The following is a 24,132-nucleotide window of genomic DNA, read 5'->3' on the forward strand; positions in this document are numbered from 1 at the left end:
TTCAGACGCGGTGGAGTTTGTGCTGGGCGGCCTGGGCCCGGGGGCGCATGACGAGGCGGTCGATGTTCACGTGGGCCGGTCGGGTCACGCACCAGGCGATGGCGTCGGCCACGTCCTGGGCGGTGAGCGGGTCGGGCACGCCCCGGTAGACCTCGTCGGCGGCGGCGGAGTCGCCGCGGAAGCGGTTCAGCGAGAACTCCTCGGTGTGGACCAGCCCGGGGGCGATCTCGACGATCCTGACCGGCAGGCCGACCAGCTCCAGCCTGAGCACCTCGGTCATCGAGGTCTGCGCGTGCTTGGCCGCGTTGTAGCCGCCGCCGCCCTCGTACGAGACGAGCCCGGCCACCGAGGTCAGCATCAGCAGCACGCCGTCGCCGGACTCGATCAGCCGGGGCAGCAGTGCCTGGGTGACGCGGAGCGTGCCGAGCACGTTGACGTCGTACATCCGCTGCCAGTCCGCGACATTCCCGCTCGCCACTGGTTCCAGGCCGATCGCGCCACCGGCGTTGTTGATCAGCACGTCACAGCGGTCGAGCGAGGAGGCCAGCTCGTCCACCGACTCCTGCGACGTCACGTCCAGGGTGACCGCGCGGATGCCGGGCACCTCGGCGGCCAGCGCCTCCAGTCTCTCCCGGCGCCGTGCCGCGGCCACCACGTCGAAGCCCTCCGCGGCCAGCCTGCGGGCCGTCGCCTCGCCGATCCCACTGCTGGCCCCTGTCACCACAGCTGTCCTCTTCATGACCCTCCATCCTGCCAGGAGCACCCCGCGCGGACCCTTCTGAGGTGATGTGTCGGGAATGTTGCGGATTATCAGATGGTTTAGCCCACTCGGAGGTGGTGTCGGTGAGGCGACGGCGGGTCAACCGAGTCGCGACGATCAGCATGCACACGTCCCCCCTGGACCAGCCGGGAACCGGGGACGCGGGCGGTATGAACGTCTATATCGTCGAGGTGGCCAAGCGCCTGGCCGAACTCGGGGTGGAGGTGGAGATCTTCACCCGGCAGACATCCCGGGACCTGCCACCGGTCGCGGAGATCGTTCCGGGCGTCTCGGTCCGCCACGTCACCGCCGGACCGTACGAGGAGCTCGACAAGGGCGACCTGCCAGGCCAGCTCTGCGCCTTCCTGTCGGGCGTGCTGCGCGCCGAGGCCATGTACGAGCCGGGCCGCTACGACGTCATCCACTCCCACTACTGGCTCTCCGGCCAGGTGGGCTGGCTGGCCAAGGAGCGCTGGGGCCTGCCGCTGGTGCACACCATGCACACCATGGCCAAGGTGAAGAACCTCCTGCTGGCCGAGGACGACAAGCCCGAGCCGACGGCCCGGGTACTGGGCGAGCAGCAGGTCGTGGACGTCGCCGACCGCCTGGTGGCCAACACCCCCGCCGAGGCCAGTGATCTCGTCGAGCTGTACGGGGCGGCCCCCGCCCGGGTCGAGGTGGTCAACCCCGGCGTGAGCCTCAGGGTCTTCCAGCCCGCCTCCAAAGGCGCGGCCCGGCACCGGCTCGGGCTGCCGCAGGACGCCCACGTGCTGCTCTTCGTGGGCCGCGTGCAGCCGCTGAAGGCCCCGGACGTGCTGCTGCGCGCCGCGGCCAGGATGCTCCTCGAAGATCCCTCGCTCAGGTCGAGACTGGTCGTCGTCTGCGTCGGCGGCCCCAGCGGCAACGGCCTGGCCAGGCCCTCGTACCTCACCGACGTGGCCGCCTCACTGGGGATCTCCGACGTGGTCAGGATCGTTCCACCGGCGCCCCAGCACGAACTGGCCGACTGGTACCGCGCGGCCGATGTGACGGTCGTCCCCTCGCACAACGAGTCGTTCGGCCTGGTGGCCCTGGAGTCCCAGGCATGCGGCACCCCCGTCGCCGCCGCGTCCGTGGGCGGGCTGCGCACCGCCGTGCGCGACGGCGTCTCCGGGGTGCTCGTCGAGGGGCACGACCCCCACGACTGGGCGCGGGTGCTCGGCCGGTTCGTGTACGCCCCCGCCTGGCGGGAGGCGCTGTCCGCGGCCGCGGTGGCCCACGCGGCGGCCTTCGGCTGGTCGGCCACCGCGGCCAGGCTGGCGGACGTCTACGCCGGGGCGATGGCGAACCTGCACCGGGTCCCCATCGCGGTCAGCTCGTGAGACCCGCTCGTAGGCTGGGCCCATGCGCGAAGTGATCGAGGCGGCGCTGAAGAGCGCGGACGTCTCCTACGAGCAGCCCAGGCCGGGGGCCTTCCTGGTGAAGCTCCCCGGCCAGCACAAGCTCGCCACCATGACCTGGCTGATCGTCGGAGACCAGGCCCTGCACGTGGAGGCGTTCTTCTGCCGTCAGCCGGACGAGAACCACGCCGAGTTCTACCGCTGGCTGCTCACCAAGAACGGCTCCATGTACGGGGTGCGCTTCGCCCTCGACCCGATCGGTGACGTCTACCTCGTGGGCCGGGTCCCGTTGGGGGCGGTCACCGAGGAGGAGATCGACCGCCTTCTCGGGTGCGTGCTCACCTACTCCGACGAGGGGTTCGACCGTGCCCTGGAGCTGGGTTTCGCCACCTCGATCCGGCGCGAGTGGGAGTGGCGCGCCAAGCGCGGAGAGTCGCTCGCCAACCTCCGGGCATTCGCCCGCTTCGCCGATCCCGACCGCTGAGGGGCACCGGAGGACGCCCACTAAGCTTGTCGGTATGTCGACTTTGGTGCTGCTCCGGCACGGTGAGAGTGAATGGAACGCCAAGGGTCTGTTCACCGGATGGGTGGACGCGGGACTCTCGGCCAAGGGCGAGGAGGAGGCACGGCGCGGCGGAAGGCTGCTTCTCGACGCCGGGGTGCGACCCGACGTGGTGCACACCTCGCTGCTGACCAGGGCGATCCAGACGGCCAACCTCGCGCTGGGCGCCGCCGACCTGCTCTGGCTGCCGGTCTCCCGGTCCTGGCGGCTCAACGAGCGCCACTACGGCGCCCTGCAGGGCAAGGACAAGGCGCAGACGCGGGCCGAGTTCGGAGACGAGCAGTTCATGCTCTGGCGCCGCTCCTACGACGTCCCGCCGCCCGTACTCGCCGACGACGACGAGTTCTCCCAGTCCGGCGACCCCCGCTACGCGCTGCTGCCGAGCGAGCTGCTGCCCAGGACCGAGTGCCTCAAGGACGTCGTCGAGCGCATGCTGCCCTACTGGTACGACCAGATCGTGCCCGACCTCGCGGCCGGTAGGAGCGTGCTGGTCGTCGCGCACGGCAACTCGCTCCGGGCGCTGGTCAAGCACCTGGACGGGATCGGCGACGACGAGATCGCCGGGCTCAACATCCCCACCGGCATCCCGCTCCAGTACGAGCTGGACGCGGACTTCCGCCCCGTCACCCGGGGCGGCCGGTACCTCGACCCCGCCGCCGCCGAGGCCGCCATCGAGGCGGTGGCCAACCAGGGCAAGTAGTCCCGGCCTCATCCGCAGGAATGCCAGGAGGGCCCGCCGGATCCGGCGGGCCCTCCTGGCATTCCGAGGGACCGAGGGGAGATCGGGAGTCAGAGGGCGCCGGTGTCCTGCGGCCTGGAGCCCGTCACCAGATAGACCACGTCGTGCGCGACACGGACCGCGTGGTCGGCATAGCGCTCGTAGTAGCGGCCGATCAGCGTCACGTCGATGGCCGGCTCGACGCCGTACTTCCAGTCGGGGGCCATCAGGACCTTGAACAGCCTGCGGTGCAGCCGGTCCATCGCGTCGTCGTCGGCCTCCAACTCCAGGGCGGACTCCACGTCGCGCGAGGCGATGCAGCTGCCGGTCTTGGTGATGAGGCGCTCGGCGATCTGGCCCATCTCCAGGATGGTGGCACGGATCTCCGGCGGGATCGCGGAGTCGGGATGGCGCAGCCTGGCGACCTTGGCCACATGCTCGGCGAGGTCGCCCATCCGCTCCAGGTCGGTGCCCATCCGCAGCGCCGCGATGATCATTCTGAGATCCACGGCCACCGGCTGCTGCCTGGCCATCAGGTCGAAGATCGTGGCCTCGATCTCCGCGAAGATCCGGTCGACCTCCTCGTCCTGGGAGATGACGTTCTCGGCGAGATGAAGGTCCGCGTCCAGGAGGGCTGTGGTGGCCCGCGATATCGCCGACCTCACGAGCCGGGTCATCTCGACCAGCCGTTCGGTGAGGGCGTCGAGGTCTTCGTGATAGGCGTCGCGCATGGAACTCACCGTACGAGGGGGTCGGTGAACGAACCTCGACCGCAAAGTGAACTTTGCGGGAAAGGCCGCTGTCACCGCCCCCGGGCCGTCCCCAACACGGAAACCCCCACCTACCATCGAAAACGTGAAGCCTACGGGAGGACCACGTGAGTGAGCTGATGGCGAGCCTGGCCGCGCTGGCCGGCTTCGTCGTGGGAGCGCTGGCCGTGATGGTCGTCCGCCAGCAGAGCCACGGACGGCGGGACAGGATGACACCGGTGGACGGTGTCGAGCCCGGCGCGCTCCCGAACGGGGTCGCCTCGGTGCTGGCCGTGCTGCCGTCCTCGGCGGTCGTGCTCGACAAGGAGGACCGGGTGCTGCGCGCCAGTTCGGCGGCGCGCGCGTTCGGCCTGGTCAAGGGAGAGCACCTGATGGCGGCCGAGCTGCTCGCGCTGGCCAGGAAGGTGCGCAGGGACGGCGAGATCCGCGAGAGCGAGATCGAGGTGGCCGGCCACAAGTTCGGCCAGGAGTCGACCAACTTCGCGGTGCGGGTCGCCCCGCTCGGCTCCTACGGCCAGGTGCTGGTCCTCGCCGAGGACCAGACCGAGCACCGCCGCGTCGAGGCGGTCCGCCGCGACTTCGTGGCCAACGTGAGCCACGAGCTCAAGACGCCGGTGGGCGCGATGTCGCTACTGGCCGAGACCATCCAGGACGCCGCCGACGACCCCGAGGCGGTCACCCGCTTCGCCGGGCGTATGCAGCACGAGGCGGCCCGGCTCACCTACCTCGTCCAGGACCTGATCACCCTCTCCCGGATCCAGGGCGCCGAGCCCATCCCGACTCCGGGTCCGGTGCTGATCGACGAGGCGGTGCACGAGGCCGTCGACCGCTGTAACACCACCGCGGCGGCCAAGGACATCACCCTGGTCTGCGGCGGCGTCGAGGGCCTGCGGATATGGGGCGACGACGAGCTTCTCGTCACCGCCCTGCGCAACCTCATCGACAACGCGGTCGCCTACAGCCCCGAGCACACCCGGGTCGTGGTCAGTGCCCGCGGCGCGGGCCCCAACACCGAATACGTCGAGATCAGCGTGAGCGACCAGGGCATCGGCATCCCCGAGAGCGCCCAGGAACGAATTTTCGAGCGGTTCTTCCGCGTCGACGCGGCCCGCTCGCGCGCGACCGGTGGCACGGGCCTCGGCCTGGCCATCGTCAAGCACGTGGCCGCCGCCCACAACGGGGCGGTCACGGTGTGGAGCAAGGAAGGCTCCGGCTCCACCTTCACCCTCCGCCTGCCCGCCTTCGGCGGCATGGCGGTGGCAGTACCAGCTACCACCACGATCCCCCTGGAGGCCGCGCAGTGACCCGCGTGCTTGTCGTCGAGGACGAAGAGTCGTTCTCCGACGCTCTGTCATACATGCTGCGCAAGGAGGGCTTCGAGGTGGCCGTGGCCACCACAGGGCCGGAGGCGCTGGAGACCTTCGACCGGAACGGCGCCGACCTGGTGCTGCTCGATCTGATGCTCCCCGGCCTGCCGGGAACGGAGGTCTGCCGCTCGCTCCGCCAGCGCTCCAACGTGCCCGTCATCATGCTCACCGCCAAGGACAGCGAGATCGACAAGGTGGTCGGGCTGGAGCTCGGCGCCGACGACTACGTCACCAAGCCCTTCTCCTCCAGGGAGCTGGTGGCCCGCATCCGCGCGGTGCTGCGCCGCCAGGGCGATGTGGAGGAGCTGGAGTCGGCGGTGCTGGCCGCCGGTCCGGTCCGGATGGACGTGGACCGCCACATCGTCGCCGTGCGGGGCGAGCCGGTGCAGCTGCCCCTGAAGGAGTTCGAGCTGCTGGAGGTGCTGCTGCGCAACGCCGGCCGGGTGCTCACCCGGGGCCAGCTCATCGACCGGGTCTGGGGCGCCGACTACGTGGGCGACACCAAGACGCTGGACGTGCACGTCAAGCGGCTGCGGGCCAAGGTCGAGTCCGACCCGTCCAACCCTCGCTGCATCCTCACGGTCCGGGGCCTGGGCTACAAGTTCGACCCCGCGGAGGCCTGAGCCTTCGCACGCGCCTCCGGAGGGTCCCAGAGGTCGTACGGCGTGCCCGCGGGCGTGTCCGGAGGCGGACCCCCTGGGGGGCCGGACCGTGTCCGATGTGACCGGCTCCCGGGGTTCGGATCTCCCGGGAGCCGTGGCCTCCCGTCGCGGTGAGGCCACCGGGGGCGGTCAGTGCCCGTGCCCGCCCTCGGTGGAGGCGGAGGGGGTGGGGGTCGGCGTGGGAGCCGCGGAGGCGCCGGGAACCTGCGGGTAGGCGGTGAACTCGCGGCTGCGGGTGATGACCGGGACGGTGATCTGCACGACCCCGGCGTTGGCGAACTGCAGTTGCACCGGGATGGACTCGCCGCCCCTGAGCGGCTTCTTCAGCCCCTCGATCAGGATCGTGGGTGTCGGCTTGCCGATGCTCACCCGCTGGTTCTGGGGGAGCGGTACAGGCGCGCTCACCTTCGCCGTGCCGAGGGCCGGGTCGACGCCGAGACCGACGAGCTGGTCGGGGGCGTTGGTGTTGACCAGGGACAGGTAGAGCGGCGTGGCCGTCCCGACCGGTAGCGTCCCGCCGGAGTCGGGGCCGAGGAAGAACGCCTGGGAGATGTCGATGCCCTTGGTCTTGACCGACAGGGCCTCGGTCGGAGCGTAGGGCTTGTTGGTGATCGCGTCGGATCCGGCGCCACAGCCGGTCAGAGTCAGGGCGGCTGCGAGGAACGCGGCGGCGGCGATCGCCCGGTGACGGCTGTTGCGGGTCACGGTGCGAGTTCTCCTTGTCACACATGAGGTAGGGCAAGGTCAACCCTATCGGCGACGTTTACCGGCTTCCGCCTCGCCCCGCCTGATCATTCGGAGGCGGGGAACGCAGGTCATAAGTGCTTTTTGCCCCCTTGATTCACACACTTGAGCACTTGTCAAGTCATAAGACGCGGCTTTGACCTGCAGTTATGGTGATTTCACTGTTCCGGGAGGCTGTGGATACGTGGTACTCTTGAGTACAGCGGAAGGGGTACTTGTCACATGACTTTCCAGGTCGGCGACACTGTCGTCTACCCCCACCATGGGGCTGCTCGGATCGAGGCGATCACGACCCGGACCATCAAAGGTGAGGAAAGGACCTACCTGGTTCTTAAGGTCGACAAGGGCGACCTTACCGTCCAGGTGCCGGCTGACAACGCCGAACTCGTGGGTGTTCGCGACGTAGTCGGACAAGAGGGTCTTGAGCGCGTTTTCGACGTGCTTCGAATGCCTCACACCGAAGAGCCCACGAACTGGTCCCGCCGCTACAAGGCGAACCTTGAGAAGTTGGCGTCCGGTGATGTCAACAAGGTCGCCGAGGTCGTTCGCGACCTGTGGCGACGAGACAGGGAACGCGGGCTTTCCGCGGGAGAGAAGCGAATGCTGGCCAAGGCCAGGCAGATCCTCGTCAGCGAGCTCGCGCTCGCGGAAAAGACCAACGAGGACAAGGCAGAGGCCCTACTGGACGAGGTTCTCAACTCCTGAACAGGACATTTCCACGGGTGGGCGTCGGAGTCGACGTCCACCCGTTCGCTTCTGGTCGCGAGCTCCATCTCGCCGGCCTGCACTGGCCCGGGGAGACCGGCCTGGCCGGGCACTCCGACGGCGACGCCGCGGCTCACGCGGCCTGTGACGCCCTGCTGTCGGCAGCCGGTCTCGGCGACCTCGGAGGCCTGTTCGGCACGTCCGATCCTCGCTGGGCCGGTGCCTCCGGTGCCGCCCTGCTGGAGGAGACCGCTCGCCAGGTGCGAGCCGCAGGCTTCGAGATCGGCAACGTGGCCGTCCAGGTGATCGGTAACCGGCCCAAGATGGCACCCCGCCGCGTCGAGGCCGAGAAGGCCCTCGGAGCGGCCGTGGGCGCCCCCGTGAGCGTCAGCGCCACCACGACCGACGGGCTGGGCCTCACCGGCCGGGGTGAGGGCGTCGCGGCCATCGCGACCGCGATCGTGGTGAACCTCTAGCGGTCGCCGGGCGTCTTCTCATGCGGAACGTCGAAACGTTCCGGCGGGCGGCGCGGAATGCCCGTCGATCCATATCGAGGCGGTGGCCCGTTTCCTGGCGCGGTACGGGCCACCCCTTTTTGGGATGATCTATGAATGCGCTGGGTAACTCCCTGATGACTGTGTCTCGTGACAGGGGGAGCCGGACATGATCGGATCGATTATCTCCGCAATCATCATCGGCGCCATCATCGGCGCGTTGGCACGCCTCATCCTTCCGGGGCGCCAGAACCTGAGCATCGGCCTGACGCTTATCGTCGGCATCGTCGCGGCCCTTATCGGCACCGCCATCGCCGCGTCGGTCGGTCTGACCAACACGCGGGGGATCAATTGGTGGGAGCACCTCATCCAACTCGCGGTCGCCGTGATCGGAGTGCTCCTCGTCGTTCAGATGCAGGCGAGGAAGTCGCACTGACCGAATTTTTGCCGTCCACAGGAATATCCATGACACGGGGGGTAGCCACCTCCCTGTGAGAGTGAAGGTCTCACCCTCACTGGGAGGTTGAAATGACTATTGAGTCCATTCTTGGAGCAATCGTCATCGGCGCTGTCATCGGTGTCATCGGTCGTCTGCTGCTTCCCGGTAGGCAGGCGATCGGATTGATCCTGACCATCGTCGTCGGCATTGTCGCGGCGCTCATCGGCACCGCCATCGCCCAGGTTCTCGGCGTCGCCACCACGGACGGGATCGACTGGATCGAACTCGTCATGCAGGTGGCCCTGGCCGTCGTCGGTGTCGGCCTGGTCGCCGGTCTCAAGCGCTCCAGGGTCTGACGAGCAAGCCTCTAGCGGACAGCGGGGCGGACCACCCCGGTGACCTCGCCGAGGCTCAGCTGGCCCCCCTCCGGGCCGGAGGTGCTCGCGGTGACGCGCACGATGTCGCCGTCCTCCAGGAAGACCCGTTCGGTTCCGTCCGGCATACCGAGCGGGTCTCGGCCGTTCCAGGTCAGTTCGAGCAGCGTGCCGAACTGGCTTCTGGCCGATCCTGACACCGGCCCGGAGGTGAGCAGATCGCCGGTCCGCAGCGGGGCGCCGCTCACACCTGTGTGAGCGAATAGCTGCGGACCGGTCCAATACTGGGTGGCGAACGGCGGTTCCGACAGGAGCCGGCCGTTCAACTCGACCCGCAGGGTGAGGTTCAGGCCCCACTGCCGCCTGGCCAGCAGATAGGGCGGCGGAGGCGGGTCCTGGGCGGGCGGCACCACCCGGGCCGACTCCAGCGCCGTGAGCGGGACCACCCACGGAGAGATCGAGGTGGCGAACCGTCCCAGAAACGGCCCGAGCGGTGTGCTCTCCCAGGCGATGATGTCCTGGGCCCGCCAGCCGTTGACCACCACCACTCCGAAGACGTGGTCCTCGAACGCCTGGGTTCCCAGCGTGTGCGGCGGGGTCGAGGGGACGCCGACCACGTAGCCGATCTCAGCGGAGAGATCCAGCTGAGTGGACGGCCCGAATACCGGGTCGGCTCCTCCCAGGCCCCGGAGCTGACCCGACGGGCGCACGACCGGAGTGCCGGAGACCACCACGCTCGACGCCCTGCCGTACTGCCCGATGGGCATCCGCGGCCAGTTGCGCGGCAGTGGGTCGCCGGGCGGCCGGAACATCCGGCCCAGGTTCGTCTCGTGCTCGATGGACGACTGGAAACGGATCAGGTCCGCCACGTGGAACGGCAGGTGCATCAGCACCTCGACCATCGGGACGAGCGCGGGCATCACCGCCGGGCGGCATGACGGCTCGGTGAGCAGATGGATCAACCGCTCCCTGACCTCCTGCCAGATTCGCGGCCCCGCGGACAGGAACGCGTTGAGGGTGCCGGAGGCGAACCAGTGCGAGCCCTTCAGCACCCCGGTCTCCGCCAGCAGGCCCAGATCCAGTACCTGGTCGCTGATCGCCACGCCGACACGGGGGAACTCGCCGCGGCGCGAGAAGACCCCGAAGGGCAGGTTCCGCACCGGGAAGCCGCTGTCATCGGAGGCCTTCACCCAGCACTTCGTCACGCCGGCTTCGTTCCCCGGATCCGGTCAGGTGGTCATGCGGGCGGGGTCAAGCTTTCGCCCCTCACTCGCCGGGCGGGACGGGTGTGCTGCGCATCCGCCCGGAGGGAGGAGCCGCGCCGCCGTCTTCCCGGCGTGCCTGGGCCTCCTCCCCGGCCTCGGCGGCCTCGGCACCGTGCGCGGGGTCGGGCGAGCCGCCCGCTCTCCTGCCCGTGGCATCCGCCTTCGCCGTCCCGCCGGGCGTGACGTTCGCCGCCCGGCCCTGCACGGCGAGGATCGGCTGGGTGTCGGCGTCGCGCTCGCTCACCTCCTCCGTGTCGCGCCGAGCCGTGCCGGGTGGGTCGGCCTCGGCCGTATCGGCTTCACCGGTCCGGGCCTCCCGCTCCGGGGGGAGGCCGGCGCCGGTGTCCCAGGTCTCCACCCGCTCGCTGACCCTGCCCTCGTCTCCCTGCTCCTCCTCGGTCGTCCGCGGGCCGGGACGGGGCGGGTGGACGAGCAGATCGCCCTGGCGGGGCCGGACCAGGTCACCCCAGCGCATCGGCTTTCCCTGCCGGGGGGCCGCGGCCTTCCGCGGCGGGGGACCCTGCGGGACGTCGGTGACCTCGGGGGTCTCCGGAGCCGCGGTGGGACCGACCACAGGCTCACCCGTCGGGAGGTCGTGGTACGGGACCGTCTCCAGCGGAGGGGCGGCGTGCGGATCGAGCATGATCTCGGCCGCGGGGTGGTGCACCAGTTGTCCGGGGTGGCCGGGCCCCTGCCGGCGCTCCTCGCGGTCCGGCGCGCCCGGGTACTCCGCGGGCGGCCGGCCCGCCTCGGGGAACGGCACGATGTCGTGCTCGGAGGCGATCCGACCGGCCAGGGTCGCGTCGGTCGCGGTACGCCTGGCGGCGGCGTGCCTGATCAGCAGGAGCCAGAGCCAGAGGGCCAGGATCAGCATCACCCAGGGGGCGACGGCGACCACGACGGCCGCCCGTTGCTCGTCCACCGCCATCCGCATGGCGGTGGCCACCTCGGCGGCGGCCGCGCCGGCGAACAGCAGCGTCAGGACCACCCCCGCCTGCAGCCGTACCGGCCACCGGCCGCCCCTCAGCAGCAGCACGCCGATCATCGCGACGACGAGCAGCGCGTCGAAGGCGGCGGGATAGAGATACGCGAGACCGGCGGGCGCCCTGCCCGCCAGGGCGAGGGCGCGCAGGTCCTCGAAGGAGAGCACGCAGGCCGCGGCGGTGAGGGCGGCCACGCCGACTCCGGCGACGGCGATCCCGGTACGGCGCAGGGCGAGGACTGTCCTGCTCGGTTCTGCGGTGGTCAGGGGCGGTGACGGGCGGGAGAGCGAGTCTGCCGCCGCGGGGGATTTGGCGTCCATGGCTCTTCGAGCCTACAGAATCGACACCCGGCATGATCGTCCGTATCGCTTCCGGGTATGTCTTCCACCCGGTGCTCTTTCACGGACCGGCTGGGGGACATTCGCTACTAATGGTCAGAAAATCCTCTAGTGGGTGTCTTCAACGTCCCGCAACCTGGCTTGTGAGGGGAGGTGAGGCATTAGCCTTGCCCTCGTGAGCCTGCAGCTATACGACACCAGCGTACGCACCGTCCGCGAATTCGTCCCGGTCGAACCCGGCCGGGCCTCGATCTACCTGTGTGGTGCCACCGTGCAGGCTCCCCCGCACATCGGGCACATCCGCTCGGGCGTCAACTTCGACGTGCTCCGTCGCTGGATGATCAGGTCGGGCTACGAGGTGACCTTCTGCCGCAACGTCACCGACATCGATGACAAGATCATCAGAGTCGCGGCTGCGGAGAACGTACCGTGGTTCGCCGTCGCCGAGCGTAACCAGAGGGCCTTCACCTGGGCCTACGAGGTGCTGGGCTGCCTGCCTCCGACCGTCGAGCCACGGGCCACCGGCCATGTGCCCGAGATGATCGAGCTGATGGACCGGCTGATCGCCGCCGGCCACGCCTATGCCTCCGGTGGCGACGTCTACTTCGACGTCATGTCCTACGCCGACCGGTACGGGTCGCTCTCCAACCAGAAGCTTCAGAACATGCGGGCCGCGGGTGACACCGAGAGCGACTCCTGCAAGCGCGACCCGCGTGACTTCGCGCTCTGGAAGGGCGAGAAGCCCGGCGAGCCGACCTGGCCGACCCCGTGGGGCCGAGGCCGCCCCGGCTGGCACCTGGAGTGCTCGGCCATGGCGACGAAGTATCTCGGCTCGACCTTCGACATCCACGGTGGTGGCGTCGACCTGATCTTCCCGCACCACGAGAACGAGCTGACCCAGTCCCAGGCGGCCGGCGACGGCTTCGCCCGCTACTGGATGCACAACGGCATGCTCAAGATCGGCGCGGAGAAGATGAGCAAGTCGCTCGGTAACTCCCTGCTGATCCCCGAGGTCACCAAGAAGGTCCGCCCGGTCGAGCTCCGCTACTACCTGGCGGCCCCGCACTACCGTTCCTCGATCGAATACTCCGAGGAGGCGCTCTTCGAGGCCGCCACGGCCTACCAGCGCATCGAGGGCTTCGTCACCCGCGCGGCCGAGGTCATCCATGACGTCGACGCGCACGCGCCGCTCCCGGTGGCCTTCTCCGAGGCTCTCGACGACGACCTGGGCACTCCCCAGGCGCTCGCCGTGGTGCACGAGGTGGTCCGCGAGGGCAACGTCGCGCTGGCCCAGGGCAACAAGGAGCAGGTCGCCAGGCTGCTCGCCGAGACGCAGAACATGCTCGACGTCCTCGGCCTCGACCCGCGCTCGGAGCAGTGGCGCTCCACGGGCGGCGAGACCGGCATGCGGGCGACCGTCGACGCGCTGGTCGCCGTCGCCCTGGAGCAGCGGCAGGCGGCGCGGGCACGCAGGGACTTCGCGGCGGCCGACGGCATCCGTGACCAGCTTTCCCGCGCCGGGATCCATGTCGAGGACACCCCCCAGGGCCCTCGCTGGGAACTCTCGCGGTAAAACCAGGCCGTACGCTATAGACCATGGCTGGTGGGGGTAAAGGGTCCGGGCGACCCGCGAAGAAGAAGAGTCCGACCAAGGGCACCGGCGGCAACGTCCGCCGAGGCCTGGAGGGCAGGGGGGCCACCCCGCCGGCGCACATGCGGCACTGGCACAAGGACAAGGCACGCGCCGAGCGGATCGAGCGCGAGGAGAAGACCGGCAGGTCCGCCTCCCCGCGCACCTCGGCTCGTCCGAGACGGAGCGACGACGCGCCCGAGCACATCGGCGGGCGCAACCCCGTGGTCGAGGCGCTGCGGGCCGGAGTCCCGGCCAGCACGCTCTACGTGGCCCTGCGCATCGACAACGACGACCGCGTCAAGGAGGCGGTCCGCATCGCCGCCGACCGTGGCATCGCGATGCTGGAGGTCGGGCGGGAGAAGCTGGACCGACTCACCGAGGGGGGGATCCACCAGGGCATCGCCCTGCAGATCCCGGCGTACGACTACGCCCACCCCGACGATCTCGTCCGCATCGCCCAGGACGCCGCGGAGGTGCCGCTGATCGTCGCCCTCGACGGTGTCACCGACCCTCGCAACCTGGGGGCCATCGCCCGCTCGGCCACCGCCTTCGGCGCCCACGGCCTGGTCGTCCCCTCCCGCCGTTCGGCCGGGGTCACCGGCGGTGCCTGGAAGACCTCGGCGGGCACGCTGGCCACCCTGACGGTCGCCCGCGCCGCCAACCTCACCGCCACCCTGCGGGAGTACCGTGAGGCGGGCCTGTTCGTGATCGGCCTGGACGGCGAGGGCAAGGTCGACATCGGCGAGGCCAACCTCCTCGACGGCCCGCTGGTCGTCGTCGTGGGCTCGGAGGGCAAGGGCCTGTCCCGCCTGGTCCGCGAATCCTGCGACCTGGTCGTCCGCATCCCGATGCAGGCCGCGGCCGAGTCCCTCAACGCGGGCGTCGCCGCCGGTATCGCCCTTTACGAGGTCGCCCGCAAGCGTCGTTCCTAACGGTTCGCACTCGTCGCGGCATACCTCGGTGACGTGTGAGGCGCGAGCCGACTACAATCGTCTGGCGACCATGCCGACGTAGCTCAATCGGCAGAGCGACAGTCTTGTAAACTGTAGGTCAGGGGTTCGATTCCCCTCGTCGGCTCGCAGCGAAGGGCCAGGTCACCGGTATCCGGTGACCTGGCCCTTTGGTCTTTCGTGCACACGTGTACCGCAGTCCGCGAACAGCGATCGGCGGCCTTGGAGGACATCCGGTGGATCACCACACGGGGCACTTCGTCAGTGTGGCAGGCGTGATCATCGATGGTCAGGGCCGCGCGCTCCTCACCCAGCGTCGAGACAACGAGCACTGGGAAGCGCCCGGCGGAGTCCTGGAACGCGACGAGGACATCACCACCGGCCTCCTCCGAGAGATCCATGAGGAGACCGGCCTGCACGTCGAGCCCGTCACCCTGACCGGCGTCTACAAGAACATGACACGCGGCATCGTCGCCCTGGTCTTCCGCTGCAAGGTCATTGGCGGCCAGCTCACCGAGACCGACGAAACCCGCGCTTTCCGCTGGGTCACCACGGACGAGGTCTCATCACTCGCATCCGAGGCATTCGCCATCCGCGTCCTCGACGCCATGCACCCCGACCAACCGCCGGCCATCCGCCACCACGACGGCATTCATCTACTCGGGTCATCAAAGCTTCACGGGTGACTTGCCGAATTGTTCGGGTTATCAAGGCGGTGGCGCGGCGCGCCGCCTCGCGGCCCTACGCTCGCTCGGCGGCCGGGCGTGCGGCCTGGAGGTCGGTCCCGGCCGCTGGCAGCTCGGGCCGCGAGGCCAGATAGGACAGCAGTTCATGGCGTAGGCCATCGGGCAACGTCTCAACCGTGATGCTCAGACCACTCGGCCACCGTCTGCATCGACGCCAACAGCCTTTGGGCGATCTGTGTCTTTGTCGCACGGTCCAGGTTCTCTGGAAGCGCGTAGAAAGAGGCCGGCAGGACGTCCAGCAGCGAGAAAACCTGCTGACCCTCTCGCAGAGCGAGCAACAGCATGCAGCGCCAATGCGGTGAGTGCTCCGGCCGGTGGTTCAAGCTGTGAACCAGGGCCGGCCACAAGTAGTGAGTGGCCTCTGGATCGGCATACTCGGCCAACCACCCGCCTCCGTGTTGGCGGCTAAGCCCGCACACCGTCGCCTCTTCGTCCAGGTGAATGAGCTGGGTTGTGTTGACAGCCTTAACGGTGCGCGGGATCTCCGAGGGTGCCATGGCGTAAGTATCCATAGGCCAGGTCCAAAGGGGATGCCTCCGGCGGGGGCGCTTCGGCTCCGGGATGATTGCCAGGAGCAAGAACCGGGTTCGTAAGTGGTTGGGGGCCGGATTTTCCCGTCGCCGTCGTCCCTGGGCAAGCCGAGCAGACCGGGGCCAGGGCGCTCCCCGGAGGGTGGGACGACGGCGACGGGAAGATTCGGCGGGGGAGGTGTGTGCGTCCGCACGGGGTTCTCAGGCCGTGCCCGTTGCGTGCCCGTCAGGAGGGTCACCAAGGGGGAGTCACGGGGACTCGCAGGTAAGGCGAGACCGCCTCTGACCTGGAACGCAGCAGGTCAGAGGGGCGCTTACCGAGATCTTCCAACCTGGCTGCCGGGGGATACGGTGACGACACTTCACCGAGGCAGCTGTGACACGATGCTTCCTGTGCATGGCTGGCCGTACGATGCAGGACAGTTGATTCCGTCTCCGCGGTTGGTCGCTGCCTGGTATGAACTGGAAATCTTGCCTACCGATTGTGTCCCCATGTGGGCCGCTCATTGGCTCGTCCAGGACATGGATGGTGAGACGTTGCGCATTCTCGCGGGGCTTGACGGACGTGATCCGCACGAGGTGCGCGATGTGCTGGTCGAGGCTCTCGCGGATACGGACACCGCGATACCTTCCAGGTCCGACGCTGTGAAAACTGTTTATGCCGACATGGCGCGGTTGTGCCTCGCAGGCGACGGTGGTGACCATTGGCTGGTCTCGGTGATCGAACGACTCATGATCACTTGGAATTATCCCGATGAGATGCTCACACCACCACTTGGCGCTCTATACGGGCTGGATGACGAATGGGGAGCGGGCTGGGGACGCACTGAACCGCAGTTGATCGCCGTCGTCCGAGCCGCTTGCGCCGAGCAGATAGCCCTCGTCGAACCTTGACCAGGAGGGCCCCTAGTTGCAATCCAACGTCGTTCACTCCCGTTCCAGATGGACCACCAAGCCGCGTTGACTCAGGTTGAACTGATCGGAACGGGCAAGATCAGAGCTGCTAATGCGGTTTGGGTTGAGCGTCATGCCGTGCCCGTTGCGTGCCCGTTGCGTGCCCGTCAGGAGGGTGAACAAGGGGAAATCACGGAGACTCACGGACACAGCGAGACCACCCTTGACCTGGAACGCGGCAGATCAGAGGGTTGCGTGCTGAGATCTTGTGAACTGTAGGTCAGGAGTTCGATTCTCCTCGTCGGCTCGCAGGTGAAAGGCCAGGTCGACCGATCTCCGGTGACCTGGCCTTTCACGGCTCAGGCGAAATTCGTGGTCTTCCTGCCCTCGCGTGCCCGAATGGCCGCCTGCTCGCGCCTTCTCGAACGCCCGTCCTGGAGCCTGGGTGATGGCCTTGTCGCAAAAAGAACACGCGTGACGCATGCGCCTGGGGGTTCTGGCCTGGTGGATGAGCGGGGCGTCCGGGCGGCGACACGTCCTGCCGGAAACTTGCGCCTTCTGTGTCGACGCTACTACTGTAAGTAAAAAAGATCTTGAATGTCTCCGTGTGCCGGCTGGAGTCGGGCCGGCGCCTATGGGGCCGGAGCGTGCCTGCCGGTGGAGCTTTCGGGCAGGCTGTGACCGTCGAGGCTGACTGGGGGTTGCGCGGTGGCTGGGCGGCTTCGGCAGGTGATCATTGCGCTTCTGGCGGCAGGAGGCGTGACAGCGGCGGTTGGGTCGGGGGCTTTCGGGGCACCGGACGCGGTCCCGGAGTCGGACTTCTCGCTGACGGTGAGTCCGCCACGACTGGTCGTCGCCCCGGAGGAGATCGACGAGCCTCAGTCGTTCCAGGTGGCCAACAGGGGACGGGCGCCCGTCGACGTGGTCGTCGACAGGGTGGGCTTCGCCATGGACGAGTCCGGGAAGGTGCTCTTCGAGCGTGACGCACCCCGCTCGGCCGCCGACTGGCTCAAGGTCAGGCCGGCGAGCTTCCGTCTCGCCCCCGGTGCGGAGCGGGGCGTCACCGTACTGATCGACCCCCCGCCGGAGCCCGAGCACGGCGAGCACCAGGTGGCCCTGCTCTTCGTGGCCCCGGCAGAGGCCGGTGGGGGCAACATCAAGCTGAACCGGGCGATCGGAACACCGATCTACATCACGGTTCCGGGGCCGATCGACACGTCCGTGCGCGTTGGTGACCTGCGCACCTCCGGGGCCTTCTCGACGGGCGGCCCCGTCGACTTCACCGCCACCGTCGACAATCTCGGGACCGTTCACCGCGACTTCCTCGGCCCCCGCGCGCTGAAGGTGGAGGTTAACGGGTACGAGGTGCCGTTTCCCGACTTCACCCTGCTCAGGGGAGACAGCAGGGACGTCGCCGTCAGATGGGCGGATCCGCCGTTCATGTGCCTCTGCCGCGCGACGGTGTCGGTCTCCGGGAGCGGCGGGACATCCCGGCGAAGCGCGACCTTCGTCATCCTCCCCCTGCGCCTCTTCGGGGCGCTGATCGTGGTGGCGCTCGCGCTGTACGTCATCGCCTGGCTGCCGCGCCGCCGTCGGGTTCAGGCGCTCGGGGCGGACCGGGCCCCGGGCGGGCGTGCCGACCGTGATCGAGACGACCTCGACCGGACCGGGAGCGAGGTTTGAGGGTGCGGTGCGTCTCCGGTGTTACGGGCCGGTCGGGCGGCGGGTTTCCTGTCGATGGTGGGCGAACCAATGGTTTCTCTCCGAATTCAGCCTTCGCCGGGAGTAGGTCGGGGAGGCAACCCTGTGGATTTGCTCCGCACGGGCGGCCCTTCATCACATACTGAGACGCTAGATAAGCGGAAAGTAACCGACGAGGGGCGCGGCGGTGGCGGTAACGACTCTTCAGCGAGTCCGCACGGGGCGGGACGGCTGCGATATCACCAGGGAGGAGGCGATCCGGTCCGACGTCGACGTCACCGTGATCGTCCCCCTGCACAACTGTCGGCCCTATCTCGACAGGTGCCTGACCTCGCTGCTGATCCAGCGGGTCGCCCTGGAGGTGGTGGTCGTCGACGACGGTTCCACCGACGGCGGTGCCGCGCTGCTCGACCTGTACGCCTCCTGTCACCGCGGGGTGATCCGCGTCGTCCGGCAGGAGGCGTCCGGCGGCGCGGGGCGCCCGCGCAACGTCGGCCTCTCCCACGCGCGCGGCAGGTACGTCTTCTTCTGCGACGCGGACGACTACCTCGGCCCCCAGGCGCTGGAGCGGATGCTCGCGATGGCCGACCGCAACGGCTCGGACATCGTGCTCGGGAAGATCGTCGGTCATGACCGCAAGGTGCCGATCTCGATGTTCAGGGAGAACGCCGAGCGGGTGCCGCTCGGTGACAGCGCGGTCTACAACAGCCTGAGCTGCTTCAAGCTGTTCCGCAGGGAGATGCTGGAGCGGCACGCCATCCGCTTCGACGAGACGCTTCTGGTCGGCGAGGACGTCGTCTTCACCACCCACGCCTACTGCCACGCGAACGTGATCTCGGTGGTCGCCGACTACGACTGCTACCACCTGGTCGCCCGGCCCGACGGCACCAGCATCATGCAGCGGCAGGGGAGCCGCGACCCGGTGTCCTGGCTGCGGATGATCAGGCGGCCGATCGAGTTGATGCTCGCTCACGTACGGCCGGGAGACCTTCGCGACCACCTCCTGCGGCGGCACTTCCGGATGGACGCCTTCGGCAACCTCGGCAGGCCCTTCCTGGACGCGGGGGAGGTCGAGCGCAAGGAGATCGCCGCCGAGGTGGCCGACATGTGCGAGCGGTGGCTGACCGACGGGGTCCGCGACCGGCTCCCCGCGATCGACCGGAGCAGGATCGCCGCGCTGGAGGACATCGACCGCCTGGTGCGGCTGGCGCACATCGAGTCGGCCTCGGTCCGCAGGGAGCTCACCGCGCTCCGCTGGGAGCGGGAGGGAAGGCTGGCGATCTCCGGCAAGGTGGCACTGAGCACGCTGGAGCGGTACGACCGCCCGGAGATCGTCGGCGGCGACCTCGCCCTGGTGCTGCGACGCCGGCACGCGGGCACCGGCCCCTGCGACGAGGTCGTGGTCCCGGCGACGGGCGACTGCGCGGAGTTCACCGGGGTCGTCGACGTCACCGCCCTGTCCTCCGGCATCTGGGACGTTCACGTGGCCGTCGCCTTCGAGGGTGTTCCCCGGCTCGCACGTCTGGGCTTCGACCGGGACGGACTGACCGCGCTTCCGGTGCCGCCCGCGCCGCGAGTGGTCGGCGACGTCGTCGCCCTGCCGTACTTCACCCGCCCCTACGGCAACCTCAGTCTTGACATCGGCGGCCACGTGGTCGCGGTGCCGGGCAGCGCGAGGCTGGTGCGCGCCCGCTGGGCGGCGGGACACCGGCTGGTGCTGCACGGTGAGGTCACCGTGGGCACCGCCGTTCCGGCGGCGGACGCGGTGCGTTACCTGGTCTGGCGGGAGCGTGAGTCGAGCCGGGAGCGGCGTGAGCCGGTCACGGTCGGAGAGGACGGCACGTTCACGGCCTGGCAGGCGATGGGCCGGCTGGGGCCCGGTACCTGGGACGCCTACCTGGAGATGGACCTGGGCGGGCCTCCCGCGCGCTTCAGGATCGAGGCGGTGCCCGAGATGATCGAGCAGCCGCGTACCTGGTGGCGCGGCGCGACCCGGTGGAGCGTCAGGCCCTACGCCACGGCGGGCAAGGGGCGGCTCAGTACCGTGGTCCGTACCCTCGGTCCCCGGACCTTCGTCAGACGCATCGTGTGTTGACGGCACCCGGGACCGCCGCGAGCCCGGTGGCATGCGGAAGTCACCAGACCTTCGTCGGGCGTTAATGCCAGTATCTTGCAACTACAAGCCCATGGCCTAAAGTGGAGTCAAATCCGCACTTCGGAGGCTTGTCGTGCACGTACCCGATGGCTTTTTCAACGCGGCGGTGTCGTTGTCGGCGGGGGTGGTCGCGGCTGCGGGCGTGGCCGTCTGCCTGCGCGGTGCCCGCCGTGAACTCGACGACCGCACCGCCCCCATGGCGGGCCTGGTCGCCGCCTTCGTGTTCGCCGTCCAGATGCTCAACTTCCCGGTCGCCGCGGGCACGAGCGGCCACCTCCTTGGCGGTGCGCTCGCCGCGATACTCGTCGGCCCGTACACGGCGGTGTTGTGCGTGGCGGTGGTCCTCCTGGTACAGGGGTTCTTCTTCGCCGACGGCGGCTTGACCGCGCTGGGCGTCAACATCACGCTGATGGGCGTCGTCGCCGTACTGGTCGGATGGGGCGTCTTCCGCCTGATCACCCGGAGCGTGCGGGGCCGGGGAGCCGTGGTGGCGGCCTCGTTCGTCGCGGCGCTGGTCTCGGTGCCCGCCACGGCGCTGGCTTTCACCCTGCTGTTCTGGATCGGCGGCACCGCGCCCATCGAGATCGGCACGGTCGCCGCGGCCATGGGCGGCGTGCACCTGCTCATCGGCATCGGGGAGGGCCTGATCACCGCGGTCACCGTCAGCACCGTCCTGGCGATCCGGCCCGACCTGGTGTACGGCGCCAGGGAACTCGCCGCGCCGCTGGTCCTGCGCGGCGCGAGCGGTGACGTGACCGTCACCTCGGAGTCTCCGGCGCCCTCGGCGCCGGTCGCCGCGCGCCGTCCCGGCTGGTTCCTGCCCGCCGGTATCGCGGTGGCGGCGCTGTTGGCGGGCGTGGTCAGCTTCTACGCCTCCTCCTCGCCCGACGGTCTGGAGCGCGTCGCCGAGGACAAGGGTTTCAGCGGGCAGGCGACCGACCACTCGCTGGATGAGCAGCCGCTCGCCGACTACGGGGACGTGGGCGGCATCCCGGTGGGGGTGGCCGGTCTGATCGGCGTCGGGGTGACCCTCGCCGTCGGCGGCGGGCTGTTCTTCACGGTGCGCCGCCGTGACGAGGGCTCCGGGCGCGGCGAGGACAGCGACAGGAAGGTCTCCGTCTAGTGGGGGCGGGGCACCACCATCGGCTTCACCGGCCGGGCGACACGCTCGTGCACCGGCTGCCCCCCCAGTGCAAGCTGGTGGCGGTGGCCGGGTTCGCCCTGGTGGTGGTCGCGACCCCGCGCGAGTGGTTCTGGGCCTTCGGCCTGTACGCCGTGCTCCTGGCCGCCGTCGCGGCGGCCGCACGCGTCCCGGCGGGATTCCTGCTGCGGCGGATGGTGGTCGAGGTGCCGTTCGTGCTGTTCGCGCTGGCCATTCCGTTCATCGGGTTCGGCGAGCGGGTGACGTTCATGGGACTCTCGCTCAGCGTCGCCGGTCTGTGGGCCGCCTGGAACATCCTGGCCAAGGCGACCCTGGGCGTGGTCGCGAGCGTGCTGCTCGCGGCCACCACCGAGCCGCGGCTGATACTGCTGGGCGCCCAGCGTCTGAGGCTGCCGCCGATGCTGGTGCAGATCGCCATGTTCATGCTCCGCTACCTGGACGTGATCCTGGGGGAGATGCGCCGGATGCGGGTGGCACGGGAGTCACGCGGGTTCGTGGCCAGGGACGTGCGGCACATCCCGGTGATCGCCAGATCGGCGGGGGCGCTGTTCATCCGCTCCTACGAGCGGGGTGAGCGGGTGCACCTGGCCATGCTCAGCCGGGGCTACACCGGCTCGATGCCGGTCATCCAGGACCTGTCCGTCGCGTCGCGGCAGTGGCTCGTCGCCGGTATGTTGCCAGGTGCGGCGCTTGCCGTGCTGCTCGGGAGCTGGGGGATCGCATGACCGCGCCGCCTTCGTTGGAGGTGAGCCGTCTGGCGTACGCGTACCCGGACGGTACGCAGGCGCTGTTCGGCGTGGACTTCCGCGTGGAGCGCGGTGAGCGGGTCGCGCTGCTCGGGCCGAACGGTGCGGGCAAGACCACGCTGGTGATGCACCTCAACGGCATCCTGACCGCCGGCCACGGCACGGTGGCCGTGGCGGGGCTGCCGGTCGGGAAGGGATCGCTCAAGGAGATCCGCAGGCGGGTCGGGCTGGTCTTCCAGGACCCCGACGACCAGCTCTTCATGCCGAGCGTCCGCGAGGACGTGGCCTTCGGCCCGGCCAATCTGGGCATCACGGGCGAGGAGCTGGAGCACCGGGTCAAGGACGCGCTGGAGCGCGTGGGCATGCTGGAGACGATCGACCGGCCACCGCACCACCTGTCCTTCGGCCAGCGCCGCCGGGTCGCGGTGGCGACGGTGCTGGCCATGGAGCCGGAGATCCTGGTGCTCGACGAGCCGTCGTCCAACCTGGACCCGGCCTCCAGGCGAGAGCTCGCCGAGATCCTCAGGGGCCTCGACGTGACGGTCCTGATGGTCACCCACGACCTGCCCTACGCGCTGGAGCTGTGCGAGCGCTCGCTCATTCTCTCCGGGGGCGTCATCGCCGCGGACGGGCCGACCCGTAGGATCCTCGCCGATGCCGACCTGCTCGCCGCCCATCGGCTCGAACTGCCCTACGGTTTCGCGGCCTCGTGACTCCGGAGCCCCCAGGCTGCGATTCCCTGTGAAGAATCGCGCACGACCTCGTGTGCTGCGGCGGCGAAGTAAAGTGGGTCTGCCCTGGGCGCGAGGAGGACTGATGAAGCTACGGCTGGCTCGCCGCGCGGTCGGCGACGCCGTGGTGGTGGCTGTCGAGGGCGAACTCGACCTGTTCACCGCTCCCTTCCTGCGAGACGAGGTCCGTGACGCGATCAAGCTGGACGGTTCGCGACTGGTTCTCGACCTCACCGACCTGTCCTTCATGGACTCCAGCGGGTTGTCGGTGCTGATCGAGGCGTGGCGGCTGGCCACGAGCGGTGGCGGCGGGGTCTGCCTGGCCGCCCCCCAGGCGCCGGTGGCCCGGATCCTCCGTACGACGGGGCTCGACCGGCGGATCAAGGTCTATCCCGACGTGAGCACCGCCGTCGGAGAGATCTAGGCTCCATCCGGCGTGCCGTGCCGTGGCGGGGTGCCGTCCGACCGGCCGGGGCGAGCACCGGCATCGGAGAGATTTAACCCACCCCGAGTAGAACTTCATTCGGTCCGCGGGTTAAAGTCCGCTCATGGACTTGAACGGAGCAGCAGCAATCATCTCGGGCGGTGCCAGCGGCCTCGGCGAGGCCACGGCCCGCGACCTCGCCGCGCACGGTGCCACCGTCGTCATCGCCGACCTCAACGAGGAGCGCGGCAAGCCCCTTGCCGACGAGCTCGGCGGCGTCTTCGTCAAGACCGACGTGTCGGACGAGGCGCAGGTGCAGGCGGCCGTGGACGCGGCCGTGGCGACCGGCAAGCCGCTGCGTGTCGTGGTGAACAGCGCGGGCATCGGCTGGGCCAGCCGGACCGTGGGTCGCGACGGCTCGCCCCATGACCTGGCCTCCTACCGCAAGGTCATCGAGGTCAACCTGATCGGCACCTTCAACCTCATGCGCATCGGTGCCGCGGCGATCGCGAAGACGGAGCCGGTCGACGCGGACGGCCAGCGCGGAGTGGTGATCAACACCGCCTCGGTGGCGGCGTTGGAGGGGCAGACCGGCCAGGTCGCCTACTCGGCGTCCAAGGGTGGCATCGTCGGCATGACCCTCCCGGCCGCGCGCGACCTCGGCGCCATCGGCGTGCGTGTCAACACCATCTGCCCGGGCATCATCGACACCCCGATCTACGGCTTCTCGCCCAACGCCGATGAGTTCAAGGCCAAGCTCGTGGCCCCGGTGGTCTTCCCCAAGCGCATGGGACTGGCCTCGGAGTTCGCGCACCTGGTCCGCTCGCTGATCGAGAACGACTACATGAACGCCGAGACGATCCGTTTCGACGGCGGCATCCGCTTCCAGCCCAAGTAGGA

Annotated in this window: 26 protein-coding genes and 1 tRNA gene; 21 read left to right on the forward strand and 6 right to left on the reverse strand. The window is 69.3% G+C overall.

Translation table 11 applies throughout. The features are described from left to right. Position 1 precedes the first annotated feature (1 nt). On the reverse strand, positions 2-739 hold the full coding sequence (locus AB0K21_RS00755) for an SDR family oxidoreductase (protein WP_343968504.1): 738 nt from the start codon (positions 737-739) through the stop codon (positions 2-4). A 98-nt stretch (positions 740-837) separates the two neighbouring features. Between AB0K21_RS00755 and mshA the strand changes: the two genes are divergently transcribed. Genes mshA through AB0K21_RS00770 form a run of 3 tightly spaced genes read left to right on the forward strand, consistent with a single transcriptional unit; the run spans position 838 to position 3,401 of the window. After that, a complete protein-coding gene (mshA, locus tag AB0K21_RS00760) occupies positions 838-2,121 on the forward strand; it encodes a D-inositol-3-phosphate glycosyltransferase (protein ID WP_343968502.1) in 1,284 nt (427 codons plus the stop codon). Positions 2,122-2,143: 22 nt separating this feature from the next. Further along, positions 2,144-2,623, forward strand: coding sequence for a YbjN domain-containing protein (locus AB0K21_RS00765; RefSeq protein ID WP_343968500.1), 480 nt, complete (start codon positions 2,144-2,146; stop codon positions 2,621-2,623). A gap of 34 nt (positions 2,624-2,657) precedes the next feature. Next, positions 2,658-3,401, forward strand: coding sequence for a phosphoglyceromutase (locus AB0K21_RS00770; protein WP_343968498.1), 744 nt, complete (start codon positions 2,658-2,660; stop codon positions 3,399-3,401). An 89-nt stretch (positions 3,402-3,490) separates the two neighbouring features. On the opposite strand, the gene phoU is transcribed toward AB0K21_RS00770, so the two are convergent. After that, positions 3,491-4,150 carry a phosphate signaling complex protein PhoU gene (gene phoU, locus AB0K21_RS00775; protein ID WP_343968496.1) on the reverse strand — a complete coding sequence of 220 codons (660 nt, stop codon included), beginning with the start codon at positions 4,148-4,150 and terminating at the stop codon, positions 3,491-3,493. Positions 4,151-4,308: 158 nt separating this feature from the next. On the opposite strand from phoU, the gene AB0K21_RS00780 reads away from it, so the two are divergent. Together AB0K21_RS00780 and AB0K21_RS00785 are read left to right on the forward strand one after the other, a co-directional pair. Further along, a complete protein-coding gene (locus tag AB0K21_RS00780) occupies positions 4,309-5,493 on the forward strand; it encodes an ATP-binding protein (RefSeq protein WP_343968565.1) in 1,185 nt (394 codons plus the stop codon). Beyond that, positions 5,490-6,179, forward strand: coding sequence for a response regulator transcription factor (locus tag AB0K21_RS00785; protein WP_343968494.1), 690 nt, complete (start codon positions 5,490-5,492; stop codon positions 6,177-6,179). Before AB0K21_RS00780 ends, AB0K21_RS00785 begins: the two co-directional genes overlap by 4 nt. A 168-nt stretch (positions 6,180-6,347) precedes the next feature. Here AB0K21_RS00785 and AB0K21_RS00790 read toward each other — a convergent pair whose 3' ends face one another. Further along, positions 6,348-6,923: a copper chaperone PCu(A)C gene (locus AB0K21_RS00790; protein WP_343968492.1), complete on the reverse strand. Its 576-nt coding sequence runs from the start codon at positions 6,921-6,923 to the stop codon at positions 6,348-6,350. Positions 6,924-7,184: 261 nt separating this feature from the next. Between AB0K21_RS00790 and AB0K21_RS00795 the strand changes: the two genes are divergently transcribed. The 4 genes from AB0K21_RS00795 (at position 7,185) to AB0K21_RS00810 (ending at position 8,956) form a co-directional block, all read left to right on the forward strand. Further along, on the forward strand, positions 7,185-7,667 hold the full coding sequence (locus tag AB0K21_RS00795; protein ID WP_030924410.1) for a CarD family transcriptional regulator: 483 nt from the start codon (positions 7,185-7,187) through the stop codon (positions 7,665-7,667). 17 nt (positions 7,668-7,684) lie between these two features. Further along, positions 7,685-8,143: a 2-C-methyl-D-erythritol 2,4-cyclodiphosphate synthase gene (ispF, locus tag AB0K21_RS00800; protein WP_343968487.1), complete on the forward strand. Its 459-nt coding sequence runs from the start codon at positions 7,685-7,687 to the stop codon at positions 8,141-8,143. Positions 8,144-8,330: 187 nt separating this feature from the next. Then, the gene (locus AB0K21_RS00805; protein WP_343968485.1) at positions 8,331-8,597 is read left to right on the forward strand and encodes a GlsB/YeaQ/YmgE family stress response membrane protein; all 267 of its coding nucleotides are present in this window, start codon (positions 8,331-8,333) and stop codon (positions 8,595-8,597) included. A gap of 92 nt (positions 8,598-8,689) precedes the next feature. Continuing rightward, positions 8,690-8,956, forward strand: coding sequence for a GlsB/YeaQ/YmgE family stress response membrane protein (locus tag AB0K21_RS00810; protein WP_364146852.1), 267 nt, complete (start codon positions 8,690-8,692; stop codon positions 8,954-8,956). A gap of 11 nt (positions 8,957-8,967) precedes the next feature. Here the strand turns inward: AB0K21_RS00810 and AB0K21_RS00815 are convergent, their stop codons facing one another. Further along, positions 8,968-10,179, reverse strand: a complete 1,212-nt coding sequence (locus AB0K21_RS00815; RefSeq protein WP_343968481.1) for a fumarylacetoacetate hydrolase family protein — start codon at positions 10,177-10,179, stop codon at positions 8,968-8,970. 61 nt (positions 10,180-10,240) lie between these two features. After that, positions 10,241-11,542 carry a DUF2637 domain-containing protein gene (locus AB0K21_RS00820; protein ID WP_343968479.1) on the reverse strand — a complete coding sequence of 434 codons (1,302 nt, stop codon included), beginning with the start codon at positions 11,540-11,542 and terminating at the stop codon, positions 10,241-10,243. A 193-nt stretch (positions 11,543-11,735) separates the two neighbouring features. Here AB0K21_RS00820 and cysS point away from each other — a divergent pair, with 193 nt between their 5' ends. From cysS to AB0K21_RS00840, 4 genes are all read left to right on the forward strand, one after another. Beyond that, the gene (cysS, locus tag AB0K21_RS00825) at positions 11,736-13,133 is read left to right on the forward strand and encodes a cysteine--tRNA ligase (protein ID WP_343968477.1); all 1,398 of its coding nucleotides are present in this window, start codon (positions 11,736-11,738) and stop codon (positions 13,131-13,133) included. 23 nt (positions 13,134-13,156) lie between these two features. Next, on the forward strand, positions 13,157-14,125 hold the full coding sequence (gene rlmB, locus AB0K21_RS00830) for a 23S rRNA (guanosine(2251)-2'-O)-methyltransferase RlmB (RefSeq protein ID WP_343968475.1): 969 nt from the start codon (positions 13,157-13,159) through the stop codon (positions 14,123-14,125). Between the two features lie 72 nt (positions 14,126-14,197). Beyond that, positions 14,198-14,270 (forward strand) — tRNA-Thr (locus AB0K21_RS00835). A 139-nt stretch (positions 14,271-14,409) separates the two neighbouring features. Beyond that, complete coding sequence (locus AB0K21_RS00840; protein WP_364146857.1) at positions 14,410-14,829, forward strand: NUDIX hydrolase; 420 nt, start codon at positions 14,410-14,412, stop codon at positions 14,827-14,829. Positions 14,830-14,999: 170 nt separating this feature from the next. Here AB0K21_RS00840 and AB0K21_RS00845 read toward each other — a convergent pair whose 3' ends face one another. Then, positions 15,000-15,386, reverse strand: coding sequence for a hypothetical protein (locus AB0K21_RS00845; protein WP_343968473.1), 387 nt, complete (start codon positions 15,384-15,386; stop codon positions 15,000-15,002). Positions 15,387-15,812: 426 nt separating this feature from the next. Here AB0K21_RS00845 and AB0K21_RS00850 point away from each other — a divergent pair, with 426 nt between their 5' ends. From AB0K21_RS00850 to AB0K21_RS00885, 8 genes are all read left to right on the forward strand, one after another. Further along, a complete protein-coding gene (locus AB0K21_RS00850; RefSeq protein ID WP_343968471.1) occupies positions 15,813-16,313 on the forward strand; it encodes a hypothetical protein in 501 nt (166 codons plus the stop codon). A gap of 759 nt (positions 16,314-17,072) precedes the next feature. Next, positions 17,073-17,996, forward strand: coding sequence for a hypothetical protein (locus AB0K21_RS00855; protein ID WP_343968469.1), 924 nt, complete (start codon positions 17,073-17,075; stop codon positions 17,994-17,996). 205 nt (positions 17,997-18,201) lie between these two features. After that, positions 18,202-20,109: a glycosyltransferase family 2 protein gene (locus tag AB0K21_RS00860; RefSeq protein ID WP_343968467.1), complete on the forward strand. Its 1,908-nt coding sequence runs from the start codon at positions 18,202-18,204 to the stop codon at positions 20,107-20,109. A 133-nt stretch (positions 20,110-20,242) separates the two neighbouring features. After that, positions 20,243-21,292 (forward strand): energy-coupling factor ABC transporter permease, encoded by a 1,050-nt coding sequence (locus AB0K21_RS00865; protein ID WP_343968465.1) that lies wholly within the window; start codon positions 20,243-20,245, stop codon positions 21,290-21,292. A gap of 47 nt (positions 21,293-21,339) precedes the next feature. Further along, on the forward strand, positions 21,340-22,056 hold the full coding sequence (gene cbiQ, locus AB0K21_RS00870) for a cobalt ECF transporter T component CbiQ (protein WP_343968462.1): 717 nt from the start codon (positions 21,340-21,342) through the stop codon (positions 22,054-22,056). Then, positions 22,053-22,790 carry an ABC transporter ATP-binding protein gene (locus AB0K21_RS00875; protein WP_343968460.1) on the forward strand — a complete coding sequence of 246 codons (738 nt, stop codon included), beginning with the start codon at positions 22,053-22,055 and terminating at the stop codon, positions 22,788-22,790. The genes cbiQ and AB0K21_RS00875 overlap by 4 nt, the downstream gene beginning before the upstream one ends. A 103-nt stretch (positions 22,791-22,893) precedes the next feature. Next, positions 22,894-23,232 (forward strand): STAS domain-containing protein, encoded by a 339-nt coding sequence (locus tag AB0K21_RS00880; RefSeq protein WP_343968458.1) that lies wholly within the window; start codon positions 22,894-22,896, stop codon positions 23,230-23,232. A gap of 124 nt (positions 23,233-23,356) precedes the next feature. Next, on the forward strand, positions 23,357-24,130 hold the full coding sequence (locus AB0K21_RS00885) for an SDR family oxidoreductase (RefSeq protein WP_343968456.1): 774 nt from the start codon (positions 23,357-23,359) through the stop codon (positions 24,128-24,130). Positions 24,131-24,132: the final 2 nt, after the last annotated feature.

Source organism: Streptosporangium sp. NPDC049248 (genome assembly GCF_040678965.1).
GTDB lineage: Bacteria > Actinomycetota > Actinomycetes > Streptosporangiales > Streptosporangiaceae > Streptosporangium > Streptosporangium fukuiense.